Source organism: Parapedobacter brassicae, assembly GCF_051400755.1.
GTDB lineage: Bacteria > Bacteroidota > Bacteroidia > Sphingobacteriales > Sphingobacteriaceae > Parapedobacter.
Map to the genome: position 1 here is coordinate 73,588 of NZ_JBLFFL010000001.1, position 25,422 is coordinate 99,009.

The following is a 25,422-nucleotide window of genomic DNA, read 5'->3' on the forward strand; positions in this document are numbered from 1 at the left end:
TATTTTGTCACTCACTCAAGCTCAATTGGTTCGCTTCAAGCAAAAAAACCCCTGCTTTCGCAGGGGCCATTTTGGTTGTCGGGATGGCGGGATTCGAACCCACGACCTCCAGCACCCCATGCTGGCGCGATACCTGGCTACGCTACATCCCGATTGGGGGTGCAAATATAAACATTCAATCCAGTTACAACAAAAATCTTTTCCGATTGGGCGTGGATGGTATCAGCTGTTTTTATCACCTATGTATTTATAGAACGCATCGCGGTAGGTATCCCCCACGGGGATCACTTTATCTTCGATGAAGATGCGCCCGCGCTCGATGCTTGCAATCTTATCCAATGCAACGATATACGAGCGGTGTACGCGTACGAAACGATTAGCGGGGAGGATGTCCTCCATTTTTTTCATGCCTTGGAGGGTAACGATGCGCTCGAGGGGCGTATAGATGGAGATGTAATCTTTCAGTCCTTCGATGTAGCGAATATCATCCAGATCCACGCGTTGGATCTTATGTTCGGTCTTGACGAAAATAAAATCAACCGCATCGTTTTGCGGGACGGGGGTCGCGAGTTGGTGTATCCGTTGTGTCTTATTGGTGAGCACTTTCTGCACAGACCGATAAAAGCGGTCGAAGGCGATGGGTTTTAGCAGGTAATCCAGCACATTAAGTTCATAACCATCCAATGCGTATTGGGGATAGGCGGTGGTCAGGATGACATCGCATTTGCCGTTAATGATTTTGACAAATTGTATTCCCGTCAATTCCGGCATCTGCACATCCAAAAACACCAGATCTACCTCGCCATTCTGCACCATCGCAAGTGCCTCAATGGCATTGGTCGTACTGGCGACCAGCGTCAACTCGGGCACCTTGGCTACATAATCAGCAATGATGTCCAATGCCAGCGGTTCGTCGTCTACGGCTATACATCTTACCATGGGCACATTGTTTTGGGCTTATAAATATATGAAAAGTTCGCTACTGTAATAATGTTCTGACTCAACAATATCAATGGTGTGTTTGCCGGGATATCCCAATTGGAGTCTTCGTTTCAAATTGGTAAGTCCCACCCCCTTGGTTTGGTCTTTATTGAACTGGCTCTTGGCGTTTTCGGCTTTGAAGTGCAAACGCCCGCCATGCACGTCGATATTGATACGAATGGGCTTGCTCATATCGGTAGACACCCCATGCTTGAAGGCATTTTCGAGAAACGAAATCAGCAATAACGGCATGATCCGGTGCTCCTCTCCTTCTACATCCACGCGGAGGTCTACGTAAACATGCTCTTTGAAACGCAACTTCTGCAATTCGATGTAATTTTTCAGGTAATTGATCTCTTCTTCTAACAATACAGTTTCTTCATTGCTTTCATATAGCATGTACCGCATGATCTCCGAGAGTTTGAGGATGGCCTCTGGCGTTTTATCTGATTTTTGATAAGCCAGCGAATAGATGTTGTTCAATGAATTGAACAGGAAATGCGGATTAATCTGCGATTTCAAGAACGCCAGTTCTGCATTGAGCTTTTCGTTTTCCAGGCTCTTTCGTTGCTCATGGTTCTTGAAATTGGATGAAATAACATATACGGCTGTACTCAGCAGCATAAAGAACAAACCCGTCATCAATGAGACCACGGTATACTGTACAGGGGTAATTACTTTTTCGGCATTCTCGTTATCACGGTATTGCAACACCACGTCTTTATAGTGCAGGGCAACAGCATACTTAACGGCGATGGATACCACCAGAATGATCGCGATGTAATAGATTGCCTTCCAGTACTGGTTGCTGCCGATAAGAAGTGGGTTGACCAAAAAATAGTGCACGTAAAAAATAACAATGTTCAAGGTGCCATAAAGCAGTATGATAATGGCCGCGTCTTCCGGCATCTCCCTTGCATTCACAAAATACAAAATGGCCAACAGGACTCCCCAAATAAGGGCGTGAATCAAAACAGCTTTGTTTTTGAACATAATCGCAAATATAATGTTAGCCGAGGAATATCACGCTACCGATAGACGAACGCCCCGCAGCCATCGGCCAACATTCGTTTGCGATAGATGAATGCCCCGTGTCCGTTGGTCTACAAAATCTGACGGTTGGTCTAAAAGTTTTTTCCCGAAGATTTGGAATCGGTTTCTTTGTATTGTGCATTGGGGTCAGTGTGATGGTATCATCTTACAAGCATAAAGCAATGAAAAAGTTTAGCAGCAGCATTTCACCCTTTTTGTTACTCATCATCCCCTTTTTGGTGGCGTTGGTGTTGGTGGCCGGAAATGCAGGGAGTGAAGTCATCGAAGAACGCATTCAGTTAAACGCCTCGTTCATCTCGTTGCCCGATCTGGATCTTTTTAACGTGCTCCTATGGTGATAATGGGACGACTTGCTTACCTTTGCATCCATGCAAAGCCCGCATTTATCCCTGATCAGCATATTGGAAGCGCTCAATCTCGACAGGACCTACCTACCTCTGCTCGAACAGGCTTCCGTATTGGATGAGGGCACCCATTCCGGCACCCCGCAGGCGGTCTTTGCGGCTATCCGCACGATTGGGAGTCTGCTGAACGTGCAGCAACAAGCCGATGAATTAGCTGAAAACCTGGAAGAACGCATTGACCTCATTATTCACAAACTAAAATTCATCGCTGCCGAAAGCAAGCCGACGGTACTCGTCCTGCACGAAATGGTGCCTGTACGGATCGTACAGAATGAATACCTCACATCTCTCATCCACATCGCCGGGGGTGTCAATTACGCCGATACAGCGGTGGACCCGTTCAATCCGGACATTATCATCATCATCAATGATAAGCCCATACCGCAATTATTGGATGAACTGCCGGGTATTTTTTCGATGCCTGAGTGGTCACAGGTCGCGGCGGCGACGAACAACAATGTACACATCATCCATCATAGCGGGTACCTACGCCAACCGGGCGCCCTCATCGCCGAAGATGCCGAAATACTGGCGGAGATCATCCATCCGAAACAGTTTATTTTCGGCCGTGATCAAGATGTATGGATGAAGTTTGAATGGCGATAATTTTTACGGGTTTGCCAGCAGATATCTTTTGAATTCCGGAAAACCAGCGGGCAGCTCCGCCACCTTCTTTTCACGCCCCTCCAATACGTTTACCTGCTGAGGGGTGGCCATCCGTGTCGCGATGTCGGGCGGGAATACCTCGGGAAATTTACAGGGATGGGCAGTAGACAAAAACAGGGTAACATATCCACCCGGATGCTGCTGACGATAGGCTTCGGCGGCTAACCAAGCAATGGCTGTATGCGGACATGCGATATAGTGGTAACGGTCAAAAATGGTGCGAATCGCCGCTCGGGTATCCGCATCGGTGAGCGCGTAGGGGGTGACGACCTGGCGCAACGCCTCCCTGTTATATTCGAATAAATCCATGATGCGCACCCAGTTGCTCGGATTGCCCACATCCATGGCATTCGCCAATGTCTGTATGGATGGCCGGGGTTCGTAGTTGCCGCTTTCGAGGAAACGCGGAACGGTATCGTTCACATTAGTCGCTGCAATGAACTGCTTGGCGGGTAGCCCCATTTTGTAAGCCAATAAGCCCGCGCCGATATTGCCGAAATTGCCGCTGGGAACCGAAAATACGACCTCGGTCATGCCTTGTGCCCGCAATTGGGCATATGCATGGAAATAATAAAATGTCTGCGGAATAAGCCGGGCAATATTAATGGAGTTTGCCGATGTCAACCGAAACGTCGATTTTAAGTCGCGGTCGTTGAATGCTTGCTTCACCAGTGCCTGGCAGTCGTCAAACGTACCGTCTACCTCAATGGCCCGTATGTTTTGTCCGTTGGTGGTCAATTGCAGCTCCTGCACGGGACTTACCTTGCCTTTGGGATATAGGATGGTGACCCGTGTGCCGGGCACGCCCAGGAATCCCAGGGCTACGGCTCCGCCGGTATCACCCGATGTGGCCACCAGTACATCCAGCACGCGCTCGTCACCACCCGACAGATAGCCCATCACGCGGCTCATGAAACGGGCACCGAAGTCTTTGAATGCCAGTGAGGGGCCGTGAAACAGCTCCAGTACCGCCAAACCACTATCCAACGGCCGCACCGGTGCTTCGAAGTCAATCGCATCATCAATGAGCTGGCGCAAATCCGCTGCGGGCACCTCCTCTCCGATCAGTGTTTTTGCCACCGTAAAGGCGATCTCCTGCAAGGAATACTGTGGAAGGTTTTTGATAAAATAGGCATCCAGCGGGGGAATGATTTCGGGCATGTATAACCCCCCATCTGCCGGCAAACTGTTGAAAACCGCCTCTTTAAAGGACACGCGTAGGTCCTTATTATTTGTGCTATATAATTCCATCTGGAATTGCTAATCAAATATGGTTAACATCGTACTGTTCATCTCGCTTTTTTTATCCACCGACCTCCCTCGGTCCCAGGGTGTTTATTGCGGAGACATACCCGTTGCTACCGATCCCGTGGTTGGTAAGGTGGGCTTGGATCTCCGCGGTGATCTCCGCAGCTTTTTCAGGGTTTTGCGCAAATGCGAACACGGACGGGCCCGATCCGGAGATGCCAAAGCTCATCGCACCGCACGCCATGGCCAATTGACGCATCTCATGAAATTCGGGGATGAGGATCGCACGCGTTGGTTCGATGAGCACATCGTGCATGCTTCGCCCGATCAGCTCATAGTCATTGGTGAAGAGTCCGGCTACTAATCCGGCGATATTGCCCCATTGGGTGACGGCATCTTTGAGTGCCACCTTGGCCCGGATCATCTGGCGTGCGTCACGTGTGGGCACATCCACATGCGGAAACACCACCGAAGCATACAACGCCGGGGGCGCAGGCAGTGCCACGACATCCAGCGGGTGGTATCCCCGGATGAGCGTGATGCCGCCCAATAATGCGGGGGCGACATTGTCTGCGTGGCCATGGCCACAGGCTAATTCTTCGCCCTGCACGGCAAAGGGTAAGAGCTCCTGTCGGGAAAGCGGACTGCCCAGCAGGGCATTGATCGCGAACAACCCACCAACGGTGCTGGCCGCACTTGAGCCCAAGCCGCTACCGATGGGCATATGCTTATGCAATTCGATCTCCACGCCGATGTCGGCGCGACCGATATGCTCGAGGTAATTCAGCACGCTGGCGCTTACCGTATTCTTAGTCACCTCGCGGGGCAGTCGCCCATCATCGCCCGTGATGCTCGTCAAGTACACGCCAGGCCGGTCCACCTTCCGGATGATGACTTCATCCCCCGGTTCGTCTAACGCGAAGCCCAAGATATCAAATCCGCAGATCATGTTGGCTACCGTAGCCGGTGCAAATACATGCACCATATCCCGTTCTGTGGGAGTTATGCTCGCTGCCGAAATTTCATGTTGTATTGTTTTCATCTATTTACGTTCATCTTTAATCGCCAAGACGCATTGTTACCTTTGCCTAGTCTCGCACTCGGCACTACGCGCCTACATTGACCAGGTCTGCAAATACACCAGCCGCGGTGACTTCCGCCCCTGCCCCGGGGCCTTTGACCACGAGTGGCCGATCCTTGTACCGTTCGGTGGTAAACGAAATAATGTTGTCGCTGCCCGACAATGTGAAAAAAGGATGGGTCTCATCTACCCATTCCAATGCGATGGAAACCTGTCCGGCCTCCAGTTTGCCGATGTAACGAAGTACCTTATTATTCTGCATGGCCTTCGTCTTCAACTCATTGAAATAGGCATCGGCGGCTTTCAGCGCTCGGTAAAAATCGTCCACCGACGCGGCACGGAGGCAGGATTCAGGTAAAATAGCGCTCAGCTGTATATCTTCGGGTTCGAGCGCATAACCCGCATCCCTAGCCAATATCAGCATTTTGCGCATAAAATCCCTGCCGCTCAGGTCATCCCGCGGATCCGGCTCCGTGTACCCGAGCTGTTGAGCTGTCTTCACCACGTCATGGAAGGATGCTGTCCCGATAAAGTGGTTGAAGATATAGGAAATCGTACCGGAGAGAATGGCCTCGATACGGATGATCCGGTCGCCACTCATCATGAGGTCGCGAAGTACCCGGACAATGGGCAGCCCCGCCCCTACGTTGGTCTCATAATAGAAATCTACCCCATGTTTGCGGGCCGTGTTCTTTAGGGCCTTATACTGGCTGTACCTGCCGGAATTGGCGATCTTATTGCAGGTTACAATGGAGATGTTGGATTGGAATATCGCTTCGTAATAACCGATCGGTTGCTCACTTGCTGTATTGTCTATAAACACGCAGTTGGGCAGGTTCTTCGTTTTCATTTGGGCTACGAACGTTTCTAAATCCGCCTGCTCGCCGGATCGCTGTAGCTGCTCTTCCCATTCATCCAGGTTTATCCCGATATCGCTGAACAGCATCTTACGCGAATTGGTGATGCCCATCACCTTTATTTCAATGTCGTTATGATCCAGCAAAAATCCGTACTGATCCTGTATTTGCCTGAACAAGGTAGACCCAATATTACCTGTGCCGACGTTGAAGATGTGCAATGTTTTGTTCAGTTGTGCAAAAAAGGCATCGTGCACGGCATTCAGCGCCTTGGAAAGATCAGACTGCGCGATGATCACGGAAATGTTATATTCTGACGAGCCCTGGGCGATGGCGCGGACGTTGATGCCATTACGCCCGAGCGCCTGGAATAGCTTGCCGGACATGCCGGGTGTCTGTTTCATGTTTTCGCCCACGATGGCGACTACCGCTAAGTCGTCCTCGATTTCGGGTGCCAGTAGTTTGTTGACCTGCAACTCCAATTCGAATTCGCTTTCGATCAAGGTTTTGGCGCGCCGCGCATCAGACGGGGCAACGGCAAACGTAATGCTGTGCTCGGACGACGACTGGGTAATCAGCACGACATTGATCTGCTCACGGGCCAGCAGGGTAAACAGGCGTCCGCTGAAGCCCGCCTTACCCACCATGCCACTACCGACAAGGTTGATGACGCTGATGGCTGAAATGGAGGATATGCCCTTAATAGGCAGGGTGGCTTTTCCGCTTTCATATTGAATGGTCGTGCCCGCGAAACCGGGGTTGAATGTATTGCGGATAACAATCGGAATTTTTTTGAGAAAAGCGGGAATCATCGTGGGTGGATAGATGACCTTAGCCCCGAAATAAGATAGCTCCATGGCCTCTGTGTAAGAAAGTACCGGCAGCGAGAACGCTTTTTTCACGATGCGCGGATCCGCGGTGAGCATACCGTCGACATCGGTCCAGATTTCGATCGCCTCCGCATCAAGTGCCGCCCCGATAATGGCTGCGGTGTAATCACTTCCGCCCCTACCCAGGGTGGTGATCCTGCCCTCGTCGTTAGCCGCGATGAATCCGGTAACGAACAACAGCTTATCCGGATTTCCGGCCACAAATGCCCGGATAAGCTGCTCAGATAGGATTTGATGTACATGGGCGCTTCCGAAATGGCTATCCGTTTGGATGAGCCGTGTGGCATCTACGAATAACGCTTGAGGGAAATATTGCTCGGCGATTTTACTGACCACAAATGTTGAACACTTTTCGCCATAACTCAGTATCAGATCTTTGCTTTGCAGGCTCAGTTCGCGTAGGTTGAAGATGCCTTGCAACAGATCTTCCAATTCATTGAAATAAATTTTGAGCTTCGTGAACACCGGGTTTTGGTATTTCACCGCGATCAATTGCTTGACCACCGTAAAATGGCGAGCTTCCATCTCCTGCAATCCCTCGATGAAGGGCTGCCCGTCTGCCGCTTCCTTCGCAAGCCGCGCCAATAGGTTAGTGATGCCGCCCATTGCCGAAAGGACCACCAATGGATCTTCGCCTGATTCGGACGATTTACGGATGATTTCGAGCACCATGCGGATGCTATCAACGGTACCTACGGATGTACCGCCAAATTTGAGTATCTTCATTTTTTTGTAGCTGACTACCCCTGTTTTATATCACCGCCAACATCACGTCAAACGTCATTAAACCAAAAACGCCTCCCCGTATTCGAGGAAGGCGCTTCGTGGATTTATCGTTTGATTACCACATATCATCACCTCCTCCGAGCGGTATTCCCGGTGGTAGTGGATGTCGTAATCGTTGTGTGTAATTTCACGGTTTTTTCAATCTATGCGACAAAGGAAAATCTTTATTTTGAGTTTAGCAAGAAAAAAGTTGTTTTTTTAACAAAACCGTATTTTTTAAAAAAATTAAAACAAAATATAATTATGTCAATTTTTGCTTGCATTGTCAAATTTTTTAATATAGATTTGCGAACCAACGGCAGGGAGGTAACGAATCTCCGATAGACAATCAACGTCAGCATGTTTTATAAAATGACCGTTTAATGAAGAGAAAAACATTAATAGCATCGATGCTACTAGCTTGCCTATTCACCGTATCGCAAGCGCAGACAACAACCGATCAGCCGACCGTAAACCCATCTGACCCCGATAATTTAGCAAAAGATTACTTCTCCCAAATCATGGGTGTGGCTGCAACGGCAACCACCAATACCAAATTATATCAGTTTATCTACGAATGGATAGGCACGCCATACCGCCTCGGAGGTAAGACAAAAAATGGCGTGGACTGCTCCAAGTTTGCCTATGAACTTTATGAAAAGGTGTTCAACACCACATTGGGTCACAATAGCCGTAACATCTATACGCAGGTAGATCCGATCCGTAAAGACGAACTCAAGCCCGGTGATCTGGTTTTTTTCAAAATACGGAGCCGCAGCATTACGCACGTAGGGGTTTACATCGGTGATGACAAGTTTGCTCATGCGTCATCGAGCCGAGGGGTCATGATCAGCGACCTGAATGAAGCCTATTGGAAGCGCTATTATTACAATGGAGGCCGCATGCTGACCGCTACGCTGCGTACGTTGGAGAATCCCGGCGTCAATGTAAGTGATCAGCAGCTGTCTGTAAATTAACCCACGCATCACATACCGTACTGATATGCTTTAATCCGCCCAACCTGATGTGCGGATTTTTTTCTTATTTTTACCAGACCATTTTCACTGCAAAGCTAGTATGTCCACGAAAAAAGTTTTAATCCTTGACCAGGAGCAGATAAAAAAGAAGACGATCCGTATTGCCTATCAGCTACTTGAGGATAATTTTGAAGAAAAATCGCTTGTATTGGTAGGTATAGCCGACCGTGGGTATGTATTTGCTCAGCGATTAAAAATCGTGCTCGAAGAAATTTCATCGCTTGACATCCAACTCATCAAAGTATCGTTGGATAAAACCAGCAGCACATTGGATGCACAAACCGATATACCGATCGAACAGGCAAAAAATAAGGTGGTCATCTTAGTGGATGATGTGTTGAATAGCGGACGCACACTGGCTTATGGAATGGGCGTGTTTTTTAATGTACCCCTTAAAAAGATGCGTACGGCAGTGCTAATAGACCGCAGCCACCATAAGTATCCGATCTTTAGCGACTTCTCGGGCTTGAAATTGTCTACCATTCTCAAGGAACATGTGGCTGTCAATCTTCATGAGTGTGACGGCGGTGAGGACGCCGCCTGGCTGCAATAGGTCCTTAAATCCGCTAATCAACGTTTATCTTCAATGTCATACCGGGTTTGATCGTGCTGCCTTTCAACCCGTTTTCAGCCTTGATGGCGGAGATGTTTGCGCCGCGATGGCGATTCGCGATACTCGACAAGGTATCTCCGCGCTTGACCCGATAGCTGATATAGGAGCCGGATGCCGCACGGGCAGCTTCATCCGAACTGCCTTCATCCGAAGCGCCGACACTCAGGCGTTGACCGGGGACGATGACGTTTTGCTTGATGTTGTTCCACGCACGCAAATCCTGTACCGTGACACGGTAGCGCTGTGCGATTTCACCCAATGTCTCCCCGCGGAGCACTCGGTGGATAGCAGTAGCGGTACGGGCTGCAGGGCCTGTTACGGCTGATGCATGCTGCACCACAGGCACCTCATTGGTACTATTCAAGACGGTATATAACGCCGAATATGCTTCAGGACGGACTTCTGGCAGGATCAGTCTTTTTGGAGACGTGGGATCGCCGTTCACTACGCCTCGCTTGTAAGCCGGATTCAACGCACTGACTACATCCTCGTCAATGCCAAGCGCTCTGGCCACATGGCTGAACGGCACAAACTTTTGCACCCAAACGGTCTCGGTATTTAACAGCAATTCGGTATCTGCCGGTACGATGCCGTGCTCTTCGTGATACCCCAACATATACGTGATCGCAATAAATGCAGGCACGTAATGGCGTGTTTCACGCGGCAGATAATTGCTGATGGCCCAATAGTCCGGATTGCGCAATCCCGACCGTTGAATTGCGCGCAATACATTGCCTTTGCCGCAATTATAGGACGCGATGGCCAGCAACCAATCGCCGAATTCGTTATAAGCATCTAATAGGTAGGATGCTGCGGCGTAGCTGGAGGCAACGGGATCCTTCCGCTCGTCGACATAGCTATCCATTGCTAAATCGTATGCGCTAGCGGTGGCGAACATGAATTGCCATGGACCGGTTGCCCCTACCCGGGATTTCGCATGTGGATTCAATGCGGATTCGACGATTGACAAATATTTGATCTCATCCGGAATGCCGGTTTTGGCAAACACGCGCTCATAAATTGGAAAATAATAGCGCGCCAACCCCATCATACTGGAAAGGTGCATCCGATAACCTGCTGTACTGTACCGGTCGATATACGATTGCACCTGTGAATTGTAGGTGAGCGGAACCGTTTTTTGCAAATAGGCCAAACGACCCTGGATAGTAGCCGTTGCATATTCAAAAATCGGGGGGGCATGGAGCACCGCCTTAAGGTGCGCGAAATTTGCGCTATCTGCGGTCAGATTATGCTGCAGATCTAACTGCTTTACCGCCCTTTTGGCGAGCGTGTCGACTTTGGTGGTCGTATCGGATAGCGAATCTAGGAATGTGGCTTTTGAAAATGCCGGGTATGTACACAATAAGCTACTTACAGCTATTGCCGAAATACTTTTTAATTTCATCTTCTAGTCAGCTAGGTGCATTGCCATAAAGTCCCTTCAAGGCTGCTTCTATAGCCTGTCGGTTTAACGATTAACGATCATTGGTTAAGTAATTCTACAGTGAAAAACGCACGCATGGATGGTTTTATTGTGCGATGCAGAATAATATAGATGACGCTATATCTATTTGGGCCCTAAAATAAAAAGACCCTATGCCAAATCAATGTTATTTAGCATAAAGTCCCGTCCGTTATTTTGGGTATAAATTTTATTGCTTATTCTCTTCAAGCTCCTCCTTGGGATTGGGAGTTTCTTTTTGACCTTCTTTGAATTCGCGGATACCGCGTCCCATACCCCTCATCAGCTCGGGAATCTTCCGTCCTCCAAACAACAAAAGAAGTGCCAGCACAATCAATATAATCTCCTGCGCACCAAGAAATAACAACACTGAATCTAATAACATAATCGTTGTTTTTAAGTTATCACCCCACTCCTTAAACTAAAGTGGATTTTACAAATATACGGAGAATATTTTATTCACTACAAATAATACCACCTATTTCGCCAACCACGGTTCGGGATTGATCGGTGCAGCACCCTCCCAAAGCTCAAAATGCACCTCGGATGTCCCATCACTGGGGTCAACCAATGCCGTTCCAAGGGTTTGCCCCCGTTGGATCGCTTGTCCGCGTTTCACCGATAAACCGCTCAGATTCTGATATACCGAAAAATACTTGCCATGCTGGATCAAGACAAAATAGACACCTGTCATGCTCCCTACCGTGTGCACGGTGCCATCAAAGATGGCCTGCACCGGAGCATTGTTATTTGTCCGGATTTTGATCCCTGTGCTGTTCACCGTGACACCACGCGCCACGGTATGCCTCCCGAACCGCTCGGTAATGATTCCCTGCTGCACCGGCCACGGCAACCGACCGCGATTGCCCGCGAAATCGGCGGATAGCTTGGCCGCCGCCGGGGTGTTCGCCAGCACCTCCGTATCACTCTTACGGACCGCCGGGTTCTCGGCCTCAACCTCTTTTACCGTTTTTCCGGTCCGCTCGGCTTCCACAGCCAGTGCGGCGAGGCGTGCTTCTTCTTCCAACCTGCGCTGTTCTTCGATCTCGCGCTGAATGGCCGTCCGTATCGCCCTTGCCAGCCGCTCATCCTCTTGCTGTTTTTTTTGCAGCTCCTGCTTAAATTGCGTTTCCTGCTGGGTGAGTGCGCGCAGCACCTTGGATTCCGCACCCTGTTCTTGGGCGATGACTTTTCGCTCTCCCTGCTGCTCGCCGAGCAAGGCTGCCTGTTCTTTCTTGCTGGCTTCCAGTTGTGCCACTTTTAACGCGATGGCCTTTTGTGTGTCTTCGATTTCCTTTGCCCGCTCCTTGCGCGATTCGTTGAACTGCTGCAAGTACTTTACCCTTTTGAACGCTTGGTTAAAATCCTTGGAAGCAAATATAAACATCATTTTATTGTGGGCATTCCGATTGCGGAAAGCGAACAACACCATGCTTTCGTAGTCTTTACGCAACTTGGTTAATTGGTCACGCAGGTTTTGGATGGTTTTATTATGGGATGCGATTTGATTACTGATCAGTTTGATCTCGCTGCTAATGGTACTGATCTTCTGCTCACGGAGGCGCAGTTGGGCGTTGAGCGCATTCACCTGTTTAAGCGATAGTGTTCGATCACTCGACGTACTCTTGAGGCTCTGATTGAGTTGTTCAATCTCGCGGTTCAGGCGTTCGCGCTGCTTCTTTAACTCGGCACTGCTCTGCGCATGGCAGATAGCCGACGCCAAAAAGAATACAACTACACTTAAAATTCCCCTGATAACATTCATCAATTGCTACTTTGTCGATCTCCTCTACTTAATCCGTTATTGTTTGCGAAAGTAATAAAAGTACCTCGATAATCATACATCGTTTTGCATTATTGGATTTCCCTGTACCGCGAAGGGATGCTGAAGGGCATGTCCACCGGTTCATCATACACCACCGTACTGTATTGCATGGCAGACTGCAGATTGAAGCGGTCTGCCGTGATGGAAATGCGCACCTGATACGGGAACGATCGTCCGTCGGCATCCCGGTAGTCTGCATAAGAGGCCTCCATCCGCTGATGGCGCCCCGCCTCATCCAATAGCGTACGCACCGTGTGAAACCCGGTATCCAGCTGTACCGTATACAGCAACTCCTCGACCAGCAACTTCAGCTGATACCCTCCAGGGTTCGCCCATACCTCACCGTCGCGGGTGGTTACCTGCGTGAATACATCGCCCACCAATAATTGCTGTAAGGCGGAAAAATCAAGCGCTGTGGCGGTAAACTGATGGATATAGTCAAAGGGTTTACGGATATAGCCCGATTGCAGACGATTGATGATTTGGACACTGTCGGGCGTAATCAATACCCTGCCCGCTTCGATGCCCATGAGCGCGGTAATGGAAATCCAAATGGCCTTATCCCGCTTTATGCGCACATTGGCGGTGACATCATACCGATCATTATTAATGCTTACGGTACTTTTGGCTCGTCCGCTGAACGTGGCGAATGTCGATTGGCGCTGGGCGATAGCTTCCAGCACATGCCTGCTTTCGGTACGAGACATGCGCCGCTCACTTCCTTCCCCCACTGCCAGCCGCTTTTTGGGTGCGCACGAAAACATAGCAGCCAGCGCAACGCAAGCGATCGCTTTAGTCAATATATTGCTTTGCATTGATTTTTTTGGATAGCTTATCAATATCCTTGCCAACAGACTCCGATAGGACCCGCGCCTTTTTCCATTGGATAATCGCTTCATTGATGTTCCCTAATTTGGCAAGAATATCGCCGTAATGTTCCAACAATGTATCCGTAGGGTCTTCTGCGTGCTTAATGGACTTTTCAATCCACACCAATGCCTCGTGATATTTTTCCTGTTGGAAGAGGATCCAAGCGTAGGTATCTTCATAAGAGGCATAATCAGGCATGATTTGATTTGACTTTTTTGACATTTCGGCGGCGAGCGGCAATTTTTCCCGGCGCAATGCTAAGTAATACGCGTAATTATTGAGCGCATACGCATTGGTACTATCCAACGCGATGGCTTCTTCGTATGCTACGTCAGATTCGGCATACCGGGCTAACGCATGGTAGATATCACCAAGTGTGCTATATACCTGCGTCAATAGCGGCGTATTCGTTTCATCAGCATTATTCAACGCGGTTTCCAGATGTGTGCGGGCTTCCTCATAGTTCTTATTGCCAAGAAAACCGTGCCCGGTAAAAAACATGATCAACGGATGGTTCGGAAACAGCACGAGTGCTTCTTTCCCGTGGGTTTGCACGTCATCATAGCGCGCCATTTGGAGCTCCACTTGCAACAGCTGCTGCCAAACGCCATCGATATACTGATTGATCTTCAATGCTGCCAAATAAGCTTGACGCGCCTCCTCCAGCTGCAGCAACTGCGTGTAAATATCACCTTTTACGGCATAAGCTTTTGCCTCTTGCGGATATAATTCCACCAATAAGTCGGCTAAACCCGTTATAGACGTTGTAGCCAAGGGATGCTCTTGTTGCCCAACAGCGGTATATAATATTCCCGCTTTGGCGTCAATATCCAGGCCCTTACTGACGAACGCTTGCCGTAAGAATTCATAAGCTTGCCGTTGCTTGCCCGTTGCGCGGTAGACATCTGATTTACCAAGTAAAACCAACGGCTCATTAGGAAACAGCGCTGCCGCCTCGTCCAGGATGGCCATCGCCTTTTTGGTCTCCTTTGCGTCGGTGTAGCGTTCGGCGAGCAGGATATAGCCTCTGCTTTCTTTAGGTTTGGTCGCAATAAGCGCTTCCAACTGTGCCGTTGCTGATTTTACGTTGCCCTGCGCCATGTAAATTTGGTGCTTGGTCAGGTATTGGTCGTCTGTCTCTCCGAATCGCCCGGCGATCGTATCATAAACAGCGAGCGCTGCGGCATATTGTTTATCCAAATACAGGGCATATGCCTTGTCGTGGTAGTGGGATGCCTTATCCGGGTCCAACCGGATGAGCTCATCGAATATCGGCGCCATTTTTTTCACATTCGCGGTTTTGCGGTAAATGTCCAACAGCGTGGTCCAATACCATTCATTGTCCGGATTGAGGCTTGCGGCGCGCGCGGCGGCGCGCGCGGCCGCGGTGTAGTCTTGTCTTTCAACATAGATCCGGGCGAGCTCGAAATGGGCTGCATCATTAGTTGGCTGCAAATCGACCACGCTGTCAAACGTTTTTTCGGCGGCAGCCAACTGTCCGGCCGATTTTTGCTGCACCCCCTTGAAATAAAGCTCTTTAATGACTAAACTGTCTTGCGCGTTCAGAACCTTCGGTACGTCAACCTCCTGGGCAAAGGCGCAAACAGCAGCGATCAGGAACCAACCAACCATCATCATCCGCCTCCGAAAACACATCTTTATCATTACTTGCCCCATAACTTTGAAAAATCAATTTTATTATCGTACCTTTGCAGTCCCTTAAAAGGGGCTAAATATATTTATTAATTATTTCAAAACAAAGCAAGTGAATACGTTAAGTTACAAAACTGTCTCTGCCAACAAAAGCACCGTCAACAAAGAGTGGATTGTTGTTGACGCTGAGGGCGAGATCTTGGGGCGTTTGTCATCCCAGATTGCCATGGTAATCCGGGGAAAACACAAGCCATCGTACACCCCACACGTAGACTGCGGCGACAACGTGATCGTCATCAATGCAGACAAAGTTAGGTTGACTGGCAACAAGCTCAATGACAAAGTGTATAGCCGTTATACCGGCTATCCGGGCGGCCAGCGTTTCAGTTCTCCAAAGGAGTTATTGGCCAAGCATCCCGAGCGCTTGGTAGAAAAAGCCGTACGCGGTATGCTACCCAAAAACCGATTGGGGCGTGCATTGTCTAAAAACCTGCATGTATATGCGGGTAATGAACATCCCCATGCGGCACAAAATCCAAAAACTGTTAAATTTTAAGGAGCAAAGAAATGTCAACGACTAACACTTCAGGAAGAAGAAAAACAGCAGTTGCCCGCATTTATCTATCTGCTGGCAGCGGCAACATTACCGTAAACGGTAAGGATTATAAAGTCTATTTTCCAACATTGCCATTGCAATACATCGTTACCCAAAGCACAGAAGTAGCTGGCGCTGCTGGTAATTACGATGTAAAAGTTAACGTAGCCGGAGGAGGCATCAAAGGACAAGCAGAAGCCGTTCGTTTGGCGATAGCCAAAGCGCTCATCGAGCTAAACCCCGAGGTGAAACCTGCACTGCGTGCCAAAGGCTTGGTGACCCGCGACGACCGTATGGTGGAGCGTAAGAAACCAGGACGCCGCAAAGCACGCCGGAAATTCCAATTCAGTAAACGTTAATCTTTAAAGGAGAACAGAAAAATGGCAAGAACAACATATCAAGAATTATTGGATGCAGGTGTACACTTCGGTCACCTTACCCGCAAATGGGATCCGAAAATGGCCAAGTACATTTTCATGGAGCGCAATGGCATCCACATTATCGATTTAAATAAGACCCTTATCAAGCTGGAAGAAGCCGCTTCGGCGATCAAACAGGTTGTTAAATCGGGCCGCAAGGTACTGTTCGTGGCAACGAAAAAACAAGCCAAAGATATCGTTGCTGCACAGGCGAAAGCCGTAAACATGCCGTTCGTGACCGAACGCTGGCTCGGTGGCATGCTAACTAACTTTGCCACGGTACGCAAGTCCATCAAAAAGATGTCAAACATCGATAAGATGACCAAAGACGGCACATACGACGTACTATCTAAGAAAGAAAAGCTGATGATCCAACGCGAGCGCATCAAATTGGAAAGCTTGCTGGGTGGTATAGCAGACCTCAACCGGTTACCCGCTGCGCTGTTTATCATCGATGTCAAAAAGGAGCATATCGCCGTGAGCGAAGCCCTGAAATTGAATATCCCTACATTTGCCATGGTCGATACCAACTCGGATCCGACCAATATCGACTTCCCCATCCCTTCTAATGATGATGCGACCAAGTCCATCAGCCTCATTACGGAGATCATCGGGAAAGCGATCCAAGAAGGGCTCGAAGAACGCAAGCGCGACAAAGAGGAGGAAGCAGAGAAGGAAGCTGCTGCTGCTAAAGCCAAAATTGACAGCGGAGAGGAACCTGAAGCAGAAGCAAAAGAAGCGAAAGCTGATGCCGACACTTCAGGAAAGCGTCCACGTAAGACGAAAGTGGAAGCCGCAGCCGAGGCAGACGATACCCAAGACGGAGAATAATCCCTATAGAAACCGGATGGTAAACAGGAGGTTTCGGAAGCATTATCTTTCCGTTAACCGATTGCCATCCGGTTTTTTTATACGTAAATTGGAAGAGTCAAAAGAACATACATTCGTAAATAACAAATAAGGAAAATAAAATGTCCACAGTACAAATTTCAGCATCAGACGTAAACAAGCTGCGCCAACAGACCGGTGCAGGTATGATGGATTGCAAAAAGGCCCTGATTGAAGCCAATGGTGATTTTGAGGCCGCGATCGACTATTTGCGCAAAAAAGGTGCTAAAGTAGCCGCAAGCCGGCAAGACCGCGATTCAAACGAAGGTGTAGTCATCGCAAAGACGACGGCAGACGGGAAGAAAGGTGTTGTCATCGAATTGAACTGCGAAACAGACTTTGTGGCTAAAAACGCCGACTTCATCGCGTTTGCAGAAGGTGTCGCTGATGTCGCCGTCAACCAATCACCTGCATCGCTCGATGCGTTGAAGCAATTGGAGATCAATGGTGTAAAAATTGCTGATTTATTGCTCGATCAAACCGGCAAAATCGGCGAAAAAATAGATGTTTCCAAATACGAAACGGCCGAAGCCGAAAAAGTAGTGGCCTATATACACGGCAACTACCGCTTAGGTGTGTTGGTGGGACTTAGTCAAGTTGCTGAAGGTGCCGACGAGGCTGGCAAAGATGTCGCCATGCAGATTGCAGCAATGAACCCCGTAGCCATTGACAAAGGTGATGTAGACTCCCGTACCATCGAACGCGAACTGGAAATTGCAAAAGAGCAAATCCGCGCCGAAGGCAAACCTGAGGAGATGGTCGAAAAGATTGCACAGGGCAAACTCAACAAATTCTACAAAGAGTCTACCTTGCTCAACCAAGAATTTGTAAAGGATTCGTCCAAAAACATTGCTCAATTCTTGGATAGTGTCTCGAAAGGGTTGACTGTGACCGTATTCAAAAGGGTACAACTGGGTGCTTAATCATCCCGGTTTATACCGTATTGCGCCGCGACCTCAGAATAAAGTCATCAAAACTCATACATAAACCACCTCCGTAAAATCCCATATTTTAAGGAGGTGGTTTAAGTTTTGTGTAATTTATTTCATCATTATTACGTCTTTGACAGTAAGTTTTGCTAACTTGTAGCTAGATTTGCATTATACTAAAATTAACAAGCGGTTAATATAGTCAAAGGTTAAGAAATTTATGCCAACATCCATTCAACATTTCGCCGCAACGGTTAATTAATTAAACATGGAAAATAAAATTTCCGTTTTATATGTTGATGACGAAGAGAACAACTTAATCTCTTTTAAGGCCACATTTCGTTTAAAATATAAGATTTATACGGCATTGGGTGGCGAAGAGGCCGTTCGGATCGTCAGGGAACACCCTGTTGATGTCATTATCACCGATCAACGGATGCCCCATATGACGGGTGTTGAGTTTTTAGAGGAAGTCATCCATCTTAACCCCGACCCCATGCGGATCCTCCTTACGGGATATGCCGACATGAGTGCAGTGGTAGACGCCGTAAACAAGGGAAAGATATTTCATTATTTGAGTAAACCCTGGAGTGAGGAGGAGTTGGATGAGACCATTCAAAGAGCATATGAAATCTACGCTGAACGGAAAAAAATAAAGGAATCCTATTCTAAGCTCGAAGTGACCAACGAGCAGCTCGAATTTTTACTCAGGCAAAAACTATTGTCCTGAATACCCCAAAAGTCACGCTCCGCTTCAAGCGCCTATTTGCTAGGTATGATCACTGTAAACGTCGTTCCTTCTCCCTCGACAGAGTTGACGGCAATTTCGCCCTGAAGTTTAGCCAGTGCACTTTTTACATTATATAATCCGAAACCCGTACCCTCCACCTGATCGCTTGCCCGGAAAAACAGCTTGAATATCTCTCCGATATCGTTTGCCGCGATACCGATCCCGCTGTCGCTTACCCGTATCGTGGCTTTGCCATTGGATACGATGGCCGACAGTTCCACCGATTTATGGGTCCCGTCCCGCTTTTGATATTTAAAAGCGTTGGATAATAGATTATGCAATATGAGTTTCAACGAGGTTTCATCACTTTTAAATTCTTCCTCCTGCTTCCAGTCGACCTTGAAGCTAACATGATTGTTGTGTGAATAAATGCTATAGAAACCATCCAAGTACTCGAATAATGTTCCAAATTTAATTTCAGAAATGGTGAGTTCACCGCGTTTCAATAGGTAATAGTCGTGCAGGCTATTGATATACGCGTTCAGTTTCAATACGGAACTTTCCATCAATCCCAAAATCTCATGAATCCGTTCTACCGAATCAAACTCCAGCGCCAACTTAATGGCCGACAGCACTCCGGTTAAGGGGTCGCGGAGATCATGACTGACACTATATGCAAATTTGTCGAGTTCGTCATATGCTTTTTGGAGTTCCTCGTTCCTAATGTCCAACATGGAGTTGGCGATATAGAATTTATTGGCCTCTTCGATGGAAGAAATAATCTCTTCCTCCATCCAAGGCTTACGCACAAACCTGAAGATATGACCTTTATTCACGGCATCTACCACCGTCTCCATATCGGCATAGGCTGTCAGCAAAATCCGGACCGGCCGCGGAAAGTCACGTCTTACCTTATACAAAAAATCGATCCCCATCTCATCCGGCATGCGCTGATCACAAAAGATTATGCGTATATTGGGATTTGAACGCAATATTTCGCGGGCTTCATTGGTATTAACAGCGGTATGTATGGGATAGCGATACCTAAACGTAGCTTTAAAACTGATCAGGTTGTTGGCCTCGTCATCGATATAAAGTATTTCGGGAGATATGAGCATAAAGCAAAGGGAAGTTATTGGCCTATATGAAGCGAATGTAGCAAAATTAAATAATTGTTTTTATAAAGAACATCACTGCACTGGTTGTTTTAAGGGAATAATCAGTGTGAACGTGGTGCCCACCCCTATTTCCGAGTCAATCTTAATCTCACCTTGGTGTTTCTTCACGGTGTTATATGCGATGGACATTCCCAACCCCGTTCCTTCTCCGACCTCCTTGGTCGTAAAAAAAGGTTCGAATATTTTTTCGCGTACGGAGGCCGGCATTCCGGTACCGTTGTCGCTGATGGAGATATAGGCGTTTATAGCATCCGTCTTCGTCTTGATTTCCAATAGACCCCCATGCTTCCCATTGAATTTTTTGTTGATCGCATACAATGCATTTGTGATAATATTGAGGAATACCTGATTCAGTTTTCCCGGATAGCATTCGATCAACGGCAATTGCCCATACTGTTTATCGACCACCGCCTCCTTGATCACGCTATTCAGAATCACCAATGTCGATTCTAAGCCCTCATTGATGTCCGCAAATTTCAATGAATCCTCGTCAACTCTCGAAAAAACACGTAGGCTTTTTACAATTTCTGCCGTCCGGCTTGCGCCCTCGTGCATTCCTTTCAGCAAAAAATCAATCTCTGTTTTTAGGTAGTCAATGTCCAATGCCTCCTTATATGCGTGGATGCGTTCCTGTTTAACCATCATGGACAGGTCGGACAGGGCTATTTTTTCAATCTCGTCCATCGCATCCCAGATCATGGCCACATCCCGCTTCAACGGGGTAACGTTGGATGTTACAAAATTAATGGGATTGTTAATTTCGTGTGCAACGCCGGCGGTGAGTTGACCGAGAGAGGCCATTTTTTCCGCCTCCACCAATTGCGCTTGCGCCTCTTTCAAATACGTTAGTGTTTTTTGCAGTGATTCATTCGACTCCTTCAACGCATGCGTACGCTCTTCTACACGCTGCTCCAACACGATATTTTGCTCCCGGATGAGTTTTTCGTTTTCTTTCGCAATTTCGATGGTCCGCAATTGCGATTCCTCATTTTCCCTTTTGTAAATACTTATTTTATCCGCTAAAGCAAAGGATAATAATGCCGCTTCCAATCCCGAGCCGATCAAAATCGAATTGCTGGTAAAATTGTTAAACGGCAAAATTCCGGCATCTTTCAATATATACACAACGACCCCACTTAAAAAAAAGGACCATGCAACCCAAAAAAATAATGCCGGCTTATATCCCTTTTTATAAATTGTTATCGCGCTGGACAAGATTAGCAAAGAAACGATGGTCGTATTAAACTGCAGCAGTGTCTGACCGAATATAAAATGACCGCTTATATACGCGACAATACAGAGGACATAAATCACCAAATTGCAGCAAAGGATCTTATATATCGCGCTTAGATAACGCTTCACATGTAAGAAGCTAAATGCAAAAAATATAGAAAAGACACCCGAACCAGCGGTTATGACGTGGGTGGCATTTTCGATGAGCCACGTATTTCCATCCCAGAAAAATTTAGCGGAGAAACCCTTCAAACTAGCCTGCGTAACGCCCACTACCAATATGTAGAGGACATAGTATAGGTATTGGCTGTCCCTGACGGTCAAGTAGATAAAAAAGTTATAAAAGAACATCACCAATATGATCCCCGCGTATAAGCCGAAATATAACTGGTCGTTATTAATTTGCGCTACAATAAAGCTGTCTTTTTTTATTGTCATGGGCAACTCCATAACGTTGCGGCTTTGCACCCTTAAAAAATATATTGATGTCGCCTTAGCAGGCTGATTTATTTTAAAAATAGGATAGTGACTACTTAACGGTCTCGATTTGATTGGAGTGGTTTGATTGATCGTTTGCGCTTCAAATACACCCATTTCTTCTTCATAAAAATCAAGGTTGGTTATGCTTGGATTTTGGACGCTCAACCAGAAAGAACTGTCAGGCGTATGGTTTATCACCTCAATTTTAAACCAAAATGTGTACGTGGTCAGTCCAAAATTTGGAATGTGCGTATCCAATTCGACAAACGGCATCCGTACAACGTCATTGATACGGTATTTACCTTGTTGGTCTTCCAAATAGGAAATGGTATAATTTAGTTCGTCATCGGCTATGGCGGGCGCAGCGCTTGCGTAAGCGTAAGCTGTAATTAAACATAAAAAAAGCGGATAGAAAAATGAATTGCCCATCAAATGACTATTATGAATACATTAAATCCTAATAAGAATGGAGTCACAGCAGAACACCAGAAAGGGCTAAATCATAAGCCACATCGATCTCTCCTTTAGGCCCTTTTTCAATTCTATTTTGAATAGGTTGAGCGACAAACTCATCAACAAATTTCTGATTATCCTCGGTGGCAGTAAGAATAACGTCTACATCTTTGATGATCATAGCCGTTGCAATCAGGTCCAATTTTGGGTAATTGAAAAATCCATCGTTTCCGAGGGATCTTTCGATGATAAAACCGGCCTGGGAACACATTTTGACGGTTGCCGGTGCACATAAAGCAAATAGTGTTTTCACCTTAAGGGCAGCCTTCGACAACGCAATTGCCGCCCGAGTCAGGAAAAAACTACCAATTCCATATCCGGCGATTTCGCGCGAATTCCACAGACCACATAATTCCGCAGTACGATTGACTCCATATTGTTTAATAATTTCGTGGATTTTACCGTCGACTTTCCCAACCGCGTCTTCAATAGGCAACATCAACTTATCGTCTGCGATCTGGAGGCGAGCCCCGCCTAAAGGTCGGCCGTCATCCTTAGATTCGACTATTATTACATACGTGTTTTCATGAGTTGTCCATAATGCCTTATTCGAAGTTATCATGGTAATGCCATAGATTTCAAGCACTTTTCGATGCCCTTCTATAAAGCGCAAGCAGGTGTCCGGCTCGTCAACGGCCCTAAATGCTCGAAAACTGACTGAAATCATCCTCTTTTTGCTAAGTTTAAAAAAACATTTTCCAGCGCCATTCGCGTTGCCTTTGCTGTAGGTTGTTTCGCATAGAACATCCTGAACAAAAACATGGGCTCTTTCTTGTTTCCATCCAATTCAACGAGTTCGTTAAATTCGCGGTTCAATTGCCTAAATTCATTTTCGATGCTGGAATCCATCGTATGCCCCCCTCCGTGATTCACTCGCGCAAAATGGAGAATAGGAGCCAGTATCGGCTGAACAGAAATATCATACTGGTTGGCCGTCAACCACAGCCTTTGCATCGCAGATCCCACCAAAAGACAATCCGAAGGATCTAGCGAGTCGGCTGTTATTAAGCCAACGGCAGCAGAAGTGGAAACCAGGTTTGCTGTCATGTTTTCTAATGCTTTTCCTTTACCCCATTCCGCAACAAGTCTCATCGCCGCAGGATCCCGTGACACCCGAAACCCGATGTTGTCCTTGGGACTGAGTTCCAGTAAACGCAGATCCAAACCATCCTTACTCGCCTCAACTTCCTCAATACTCCACCGCAGCTCCTTTTCAAATAACTCATAGTGACCTTGAGGTATGAAAAGTCTAAGTTTCTCCGATTGACCCGCAATGGCGGCCAACCGCGCTATTTTGGCCTTATCGTCGACGATTTTTAGGTCAACGCCATGAACATTTCGTGCAGCATCGTGCAACGCCGCCAATTGCTCCCGACCGATCGGTTGTCCACTTCCCAGATGGCGGTTAGTAAAACGTATACCGATAAAATCCACCAAGTCATCTTTAGCCAGCTTTGCCTTCCTGAATCCGAACGCCGCGATATGTAACTGCTGATCTTGCGTGGGGAAATATCGTTCAATAATTTCAAAACCCAGTTCCCTGGCCTTTAACCTGAGGTTTTCTATCGCAGTACCGAAGGTCATATAAGAGGCCATATGCTCAAAATCGCCAAACGACTCCGACCGTTCGATATCATGAAATAGATGAAGCCATCGCCCGTCAAAACACCACTTCCATGGTTGGTTATTTCCGGGTGAAGGCGCCTTCCTTGCAGCATCAACCAATTCCGTTATCACCGCGACGTCCATTGCATCTTCGACACCTTCGGCTACGGTATGCGTTTTGCCAACTATCTTAATGATATCACGATCGGTTAATGACTTCTTTTCGTATACGAAACTTGGATTCGGGGATTTTGGATCCCCTATCAATTCGTCAAGGTCTATAAAATATCTGCCGGATTGATGGAACTGATTCAAAAGCACTCTTCGGCAAACATCTGCGGTAATACCGCCTCCCATTGTAACCGCACTGGCCAATTGCGGCCAGGTAGAGATAGTCTGCCCGATCTCTATTGCTGAGGCTTTTAGTCTGGTCGACATCGTCTCAACACCAACAATCGGCAATATATAAGGTAATTTTTCCTCCATCGTTTTCGCCTGGCCTACGTTTGATAGATCCAAATGTTCCACAAAACCATGGAGGATAGGGCGTTCAGGTTCCAGATCAAATCGCTCGACATCAACAGTTCCCCGGTCACTGGCTTCCATTAAAACAGGTATCCGGTGCTTTTTTGCTGCTACTCTGCTGTTGATTTTGACATCCACTCCGTCACACTCCTCGATCAGTAAATCTAATTTGCCGCCGTGTAATAAGAAGTTCTCCAAATTAACGGTCGTTATACCTTCGTGATAGCAGGTTACTTTCAAAAACGGATCAATTTCAGCGATTTCTCGGGCTACTATGACGGTTTTTTTTAACCCCATGTTATGCAGCCCGCTTCTAAGCCTGTTTAAATTGGTGATTTCAAGTTCATCAAAATCTGCAATTCTGAGTTCACCAAATCCGCGTTCCATACAAAGTGTGAGCGAAACCGATTGGCCTACCGACAGACCAATAACACCGATCCGTTTGGTCATTAAATGTGCCTGTTCCTCTTCAGTGATTTTATAACGATTACGGCTGGTTCGCATACGTATGAACTCATCTTCATCAAGGATGTGCACCAGCGTTTCATTCCAGGGATAATAAACCCAAACTCCATATGCGATCTTAGGTGTCTCTCCTAAGTGTGTTGCGATTAAGGATGTGATATCATCTTTACCCAATGTCCTTTTCGGAAAAAATGACTTGACCAGCTCTGTCAATTGCTGATCAATCGTGTCGAAAATTCGGATATAAGGCTTTTTTTGCAAAAGCTCGTGTAATGCTGTGCCGTCTGCATTACTGCTCAGCCTGAAAAATGAAGGTCTTATGACATCGCCATCCTTTTGCTGATCTGCTAAGGTTTGTGCTAAGATACCATGCTGTAAATACCCTGTCGTCATATCAGCTTCATGAAATTATTGAAAATTTTGTCTATATAATGTGATGCAAGGTCAACCCCGGCGC

Annotated in this window: 23 protein-coding genes and 1 tRNA gene; 9 read left to right on the forward strand and 15 right to left on the reverse strand. The window is 47.4% G+C overall.

From position 1 onward, the window contains the following. Window positions 1-78: 78 nt before the first annotated feature. The 3 genes from ACMGDE_RS00355 to ACMGDE_RS00365 all read right to left on the reverse strand — a co-directional run bounded on the left by ACMGDE_RS00355 (window position 79) and on the right by ACMGDE_RS00365 (window position 1,974). Window positions 79-152 (reverse strand) — tRNA-Pro (locus ACMGDE_RS00355). A 70-nt stretch (window positions 153-222) separates the two neighbouring features. Further along, complete coding sequence (locus ACMGDE_RS00360; protein WP_436830754.1) at window positions 223-939, reverse strand: LytR/AlgR family response regulator transcription factor; 717 nt, start codon at window positions 937-939, stop codon at window positions 223-225. An 18-nt stretch (window positions 940-957) separates the two neighbouring features. Next, window positions 958-1,974, reverse strand: a complete 1,017-nt coding sequence (locus tag ACMGDE_RS00365; RefSeq protein WP_436830755.1) for a sensor histidine kinase — start codon at window positions 1,972-1,974, stop codon at window positions 958-960. Window positions 1,975-2,195: 221 nt separating this feature from the next. Between ACMGDE_RS00365 and ACMGDE_RS00370 the strand changes: the two genes are divergently transcribed. Together ACMGDE_RS00370 and ACMGDE_RS00375 are read left to right on the forward strand one after the other, a co-directional pair. Further along, entirely contained in the window at window positions 2,196-2,372 is a 177-nt protein-coding gene (locus ACMGDE_RS00370) for a hypothetical protein (protein ID WP_436830756.1), read from the forward strand. 30 nt (window positions 2,373-2,402) lie between these two features. After that, complete coding sequence (locus ACMGDE_RS00375) at window positions 2,403-3,044, forward strand: ABC transporter substrate-binding protein (protein WP_436830757.1); 642 nt, start codon at window positions 2,403-2,405, stop codon at window positions 3,042-3,044. Between the two features lie 3 nt (window positions 3,045-3,047). Here ACMGDE_RS00375 and thrC read toward each other — a convergent pair whose 3' ends face one another. The 3 genes from thrC to thrA all read right to left on the reverse strand — a co-directional run bounded on the left by thrC (window position 3,048) and on the right by thrA (window position 7,906). Continuing rightward, window positions 3,048-4,355 (reverse strand): threonine synthase, encoded by a 1,308-nt coding sequence (thrC, locus tag ACMGDE_RS00380; RefSeq protein WP_436830758.1) that lies wholly within the window; start codon window positions 4,353-4,355, stop codon window positions 3,048-3,050. Between the two features lie 52 nt (window positions 4,356-4,407). Then, window positions 4,408-5,394 (reverse strand): homoserine kinase, encoded by a 987-nt coding sequence (locus ACMGDE_RS00385; protein WP_436830759.1) that lies wholly within the window; start codon window positions 5,392-5,394, stop codon window positions 4,408-4,410. 64 nt (window positions 5,395-5,458) lie between these two features. Then, complete coding sequence (thrA, locus tag ACMGDE_RS00390; RefSeq protein WP_436830760.1) at window positions 5,459-7,906, reverse strand: bifunctional aspartate kinase/homoserine dehydrogenase I; 2,448 nt, start codon at window positions 7,904-7,906, stop codon at window positions 5,459-5,461. Between the two features lie 422 nt (window positions 7,907-8,328). Between thrA and ACMGDE_RS00395 the strand changes: the two genes are divergently transcribed. Together ACMGDE_RS00395 and ACMGDE_RS00400 are read left to right on the forward strand one after the other, a co-directional pair. Next, window positions 8,329-8,922, forward strand: coding sequence for a C40 family peptidase (locus ACMGDE_RS00395; RefSeq protein WP_436830761.1), 594 nt, complete (start codon window positions 8,329-8,331; stop codon window positions 8,920-8,922). A 100-nt stretch (window positions 8,923-9,022) separates the two neighbouring features. Then, complete coding sequence (locus ACMGDE_RS00400) at window positions 9,023-9,535, forward strand: phosphoribosyltransferase family protein (RefSeq protein WP_436830762.1); 513 nt, start codon at window positions 9,023-9,025, stop codon at window positions 9,533-9,535. Between the two features lie 13 nt (window positions 9,536-9,548). Here ACMGDE_RS00400 and ACMGDE_RS00405 read toward each other — a convergent pair whose 3' ends face one another. The 5 genes from ACMGDE_RS00405 to ACMGDE_RS00425 form a co-directional block, all read right to left on the reverse strand. After that, window positions 9,549-11,000: a lytic transglycosylase domain-containing protein gene (locus tag ACMGDE_RS00405; RefSeq protein ID WP_436830763.1), complete on the reverse strand. Its 1,452-nt coding sequence runs from the start codon at window positions 10,998-11,000 to the stop codon at window positions 9,549-9,551. 247 nt (window positions 11,001-11,247) lie between these two features. Next, a complete protein-coding gene (gene tatA / locus ACMGDE_RS00410; protein WP_436830764.1) occupies window positions 11,248-11,442 on the reverse strand; it encodes a twin-arginine translocase TatA/TatE family subunit in 195 nt (64 codons plus the stop codon). 93 nt (window positions 11,443-11,535) lie between these two features. Next, window positions 11,536-12,822 (reverse strand): murein hydrolase activator EnvC family protein, encoded by a 1,287-nt coding sequence (locus ACMGDE_RS00415; protein ID WP_436830765.1) that lies wholly within the window; start codon window positions 12,820-12,822, stop codon window positions 11,536-11,538. Window positions 12,823-12,911: 89 nt separating this feature from the next. After that, window positions 12,912-13,697 (reverse strand): lipoprotein insertase outer membrane protein LolB1, encoded by a 786-nt coding sequence (gene lolB1 / locus ACMGDE_RS00420; protein ID WP_436830766.1) that lies wholly within the window; start codon window positions 13,695-13,697, stop codon window positions 12,912-12,914. After that, window positions 13,675-15,390, reverse strand: coding sequence for a tetratricopeptide repeat protein (locus ACMGDE_RS00425; protein ID WP_436830767.1), 1,716 nt, complete (start codon window positions 15,388-15,390; stop codon window positions 13,675-13,677). The genes lolB1 and ACMGDE_RS00425 overlap by 23 nt, the downstream gene beginning before the upstream one ends. Window positions 15,391-15,517: 127 nt before the next feature. On the opposite strand from ACMGDE_RS00425, the gene rplM reads away from it, so the two are divergent. The 5 genes from rplM to ACMGDE_RS00450 all read left to right on the forward strand — a co-directional run bounded on the left by rplM (window position 15,518) and on the right by ACMGDE_RS00450 (window position 18,966). After that, entirely contained in the window at window positions 15,518-15,961 is a 444-nt protein-coding gene (rplM, locus tag ACMGDE_RS00430) for a 50S ribosomal protein L13 (protein ID WP_436830768.1), read from the forward strand. 11 nt (window positions 15,962-15,972) lie between these two features. Further along, window positions 15,973-16,359 (forward strand): 30S ribosomal protein S9, encoded by a 387-nt coding sequence (rpsI, locus tag ACMGDE_RS00435; RefSeq protein WP_436830769.1) that lies wholly within the window; start codon window positions 15,973-15,975, stop codon window positions 16,357-16,359. 21 nt (window positions 16,360-16,380) lie between these two features. Next, window positions 16,381-17,250, forward strand: a complete 870-nt coding sequence (gene rpsB, locus ACMGDE_RS00440; protein WP_436830770.1) for a 30S ribosomal protein S2 — start codon at window positions 16,381-16,383, stop codon at window positions 17,248-17,250. 140 nt (window positions 17,251-17,390) lie between these two features. Further along, window positions 17,391-18,230 (forward strand): translation elongation factor Ts, encoded by an 840-nt coding sequence (tsf, locus tag ACMGDE_RS00445; protein WP_436830771.1) that lies wholly within the window; start codon window positions 17,391-17,393, stop codon window positions 18,228-18,230. Between the two features lie 274 nt (window positions 18,231-18,504). Then, window positions 18,505-18,966, forward strand: a complete 462-nt coding sequence (locus ACMGDE_RS00450; protein ID WP_436830772.1) for a response regulator — start codon at window positions 18,505-18,507, stop codon at window positions 18,964-18,966. Between the two features lie 32 nt (window positions 18,967-18,998). Here the strand turns inward: ACMGDE_RS00450 and ACMGDE_RS00455 are convergent, their stop codons facing one another. The 4 genes from ACMGDE_RS00455 to ACMGDE_RS00470 all read right to left on the reverse strand — a co-directional run bounded on the left by ACMGDE_RS00455 (window position 18,999) and on the right by ACMGDE_RS00470 (window position 25,358). After that, window positions 18,999-20,084 carry a hybrid sensor histidine kinase/response regulator gene (locus ACMGDE_RS00455; protein ID WP_436830773.1) on the reverse strand — a complete coding sequence of 362 codons (1,086 nt, stop codon included), beginning with the start codon at window positions 20,082-20,084 and terminating at the stop codon, window positions 18,999-19,001. Between the two features lie 72 nt (window positions 20,085-20,156). Beyond that, window positions 20,157-22,286, reverse strand: coding sequence for a sensor histidine kinase (locus tag ACMGDE_RS00460; RefSeq protein ID WP_436830774.1), 2,130 nt, complete (start codon window positions 22,284-22,286; stop codon window positions 20,157-20,159). 43 nt (window positions 22,287-22,329) lie between these two features. After that, complete coding sequence (locus ACMGDE_RS00465; RefSeq protein WP_436830775.1) at window positions 22,330-23,037, reverse strand: hypothetical protein; 708 nt, start codon at window positions 23,035-23,037, stop codon at window positions 22,330-22,332. Then, complete coding sequence (locus ACMGDE_RS00470; protein ID WP_436830776.1) at window positions 23,034-25,358, reverse strand: Rv1355c family protein; 2,325 nt, start codon at window positions 25,356-25,358, stop codon at window positions 23,034-23,036. Before ACMGDE_RS00470 ends, ACMGDE_RS00465 begins: the two co-directional genes overlap by 4 nt. Window positions 25,359-25,422: the final 64 nt, after the last annotated feature.

Coding starts and splice junctions, on each gene's coding strand:
- ACMGDE_RS00360 (WP_436830754.1), bottom strand. CDS start 939: ATGGTAAGATGTATAGCCGTAGACGACGAACCGCTGGCATTGGACATC.
- ACMGDE_RS00365 (WP_436830755.1), bottom strand. CDS start 1,974: ATGTTCAAAAACAAAGCTGTTTTGATTCACGCCCTTATTTGGGGAGTC.
- ACMGDE_RS00370 (WP_436830756.1), top strand. CDS start 2,196: ATGAAAAAGTTTAGCAGCAGCATTTCACCCTTTTTGTTACTCATCATC.
- ACMGDE_RS00375 (WP_436830757.1), top strand. CDS start 2,403: ATGCAAAGCCCGCATTTATCCCTGATCAGCATATTGGAAGCGCTCAAT.
- thrC (WP_436830758.1), bottom strand. CDS start 4,355: ATGGAATTATATAGCACAAATAATAAGGACCTACGCGTGTCCTTTAAA.
- ACMGDE_RS00385 (WP_436830759.1), bottom strand. CDS start 5,394: ATGAAAACAATACAACATGAAATTTCGGCAGCGAGCATAACTCCCACA.
- thrA (WP_436830760.1), bottom strand. CDS start 7,906: ATGAAGATACTCAAATTTGGCGGTACATCCGTAGGTACCGTTGATAGC.
- ACMGDE_RS00395 (WP_436830761.1), top strand. CDS start 8,329: ATGAAGAGAAAAACATTAATAGCATCGATGCTACTAGCTTGCCTATTC.
- ACMGDE_RS00400 (WP_436830762.1), top strand. CDS start 9,023: ATGTCCACGAAAAAAGTTTTAATCCTTGACCAGGAGCAGATAAAAAAG.
- ACMGDE_RS00405 (WP_436830763.1), bottom strand. CDS start 11,000: ATGAAATTAAAAAGTATTTCGGCAATAGCTGTAAGTAGCTTATTGTGT.
- tatA (WP_436830764.1), bottom strand. CDS start 11,442: ATGTTATTAGATTCAGTGTTGTTATTTCTTGGTGCGCAGGAGATTATA.
- ACMGDE_RS00415 (WP_436830765.1), bottom strand. CDS start 12,822: ATGAATGTTATCAGGGGAATTTTAAGTGTAGTTGTATTCTTTTTGGCG.
- lolB1 (WP_436830766.1), bottom strand. CDS start 13,697: ATGCAAAGCAATATATTGACTAAAGCGATCGCTTGCGTTGCGCTGGCT.
- ACMGDE_RS00425 (WP_436830767.1), bottom strand. CDS start 15,390: ATGATGATGGTTGGTTGGTTCCTGATCGCTGCTGTTTGCGCCTTTGCC.
- rpsI (WP_436830769.1), top strand. CDS start 15,973: ATGTCAACGACTAACACTTCAGGAAGAAGAAAAACAGCAGTTGCCCGC.
- rpsB (WP_436830770.1), top strand. CDS start 16,381: ATGGCAAGAACAACATATCAAGAATTATTGGATGCAGGTGTACACTTC.
- tsf (WP_436830771.1), top strand. CDS start 17,391: ATGTCCACAGTACAAATTTCAGCATCAGACGTAAACAAGCTGCGCCAA.
- ACMGDE_RS00450 (WP_436830772.1), top strand. CDS start 18,505: ATGGAAAATAAAATTTCCGTTTTATATGTTGATGACGAAGAGAACAAC.
- ACMGDE_RS00455 (WP_436830773.1), bottom strand. CDS start 20,084: ATGCTCATATCTCCCGAAATACTTTATATCGATGACGAGGCCAACAAC.
- ACMGDE_RS00460 (WP_436830774.1), bottom strand. CDS start 22,286: ATGGGCAATTCATTTTTCTATCCGCTTTTTTTATGTTTAATTACAGCT.
- ACMGDE_RS00465 (WP_436830775.1), bottom strand. CDS start 23,037: ATGATTTCAGTCAGTTTTCGAGCATTTAGGGCCGTTGACGAGCCGGAC.
- ACMGDE_RS00470 (WP_436830776.1), bottom strand. CDS start 25,358: ATGACGACAGGGTATTTACAGCATGGTATCTTAGCACAAACCTTAGCA.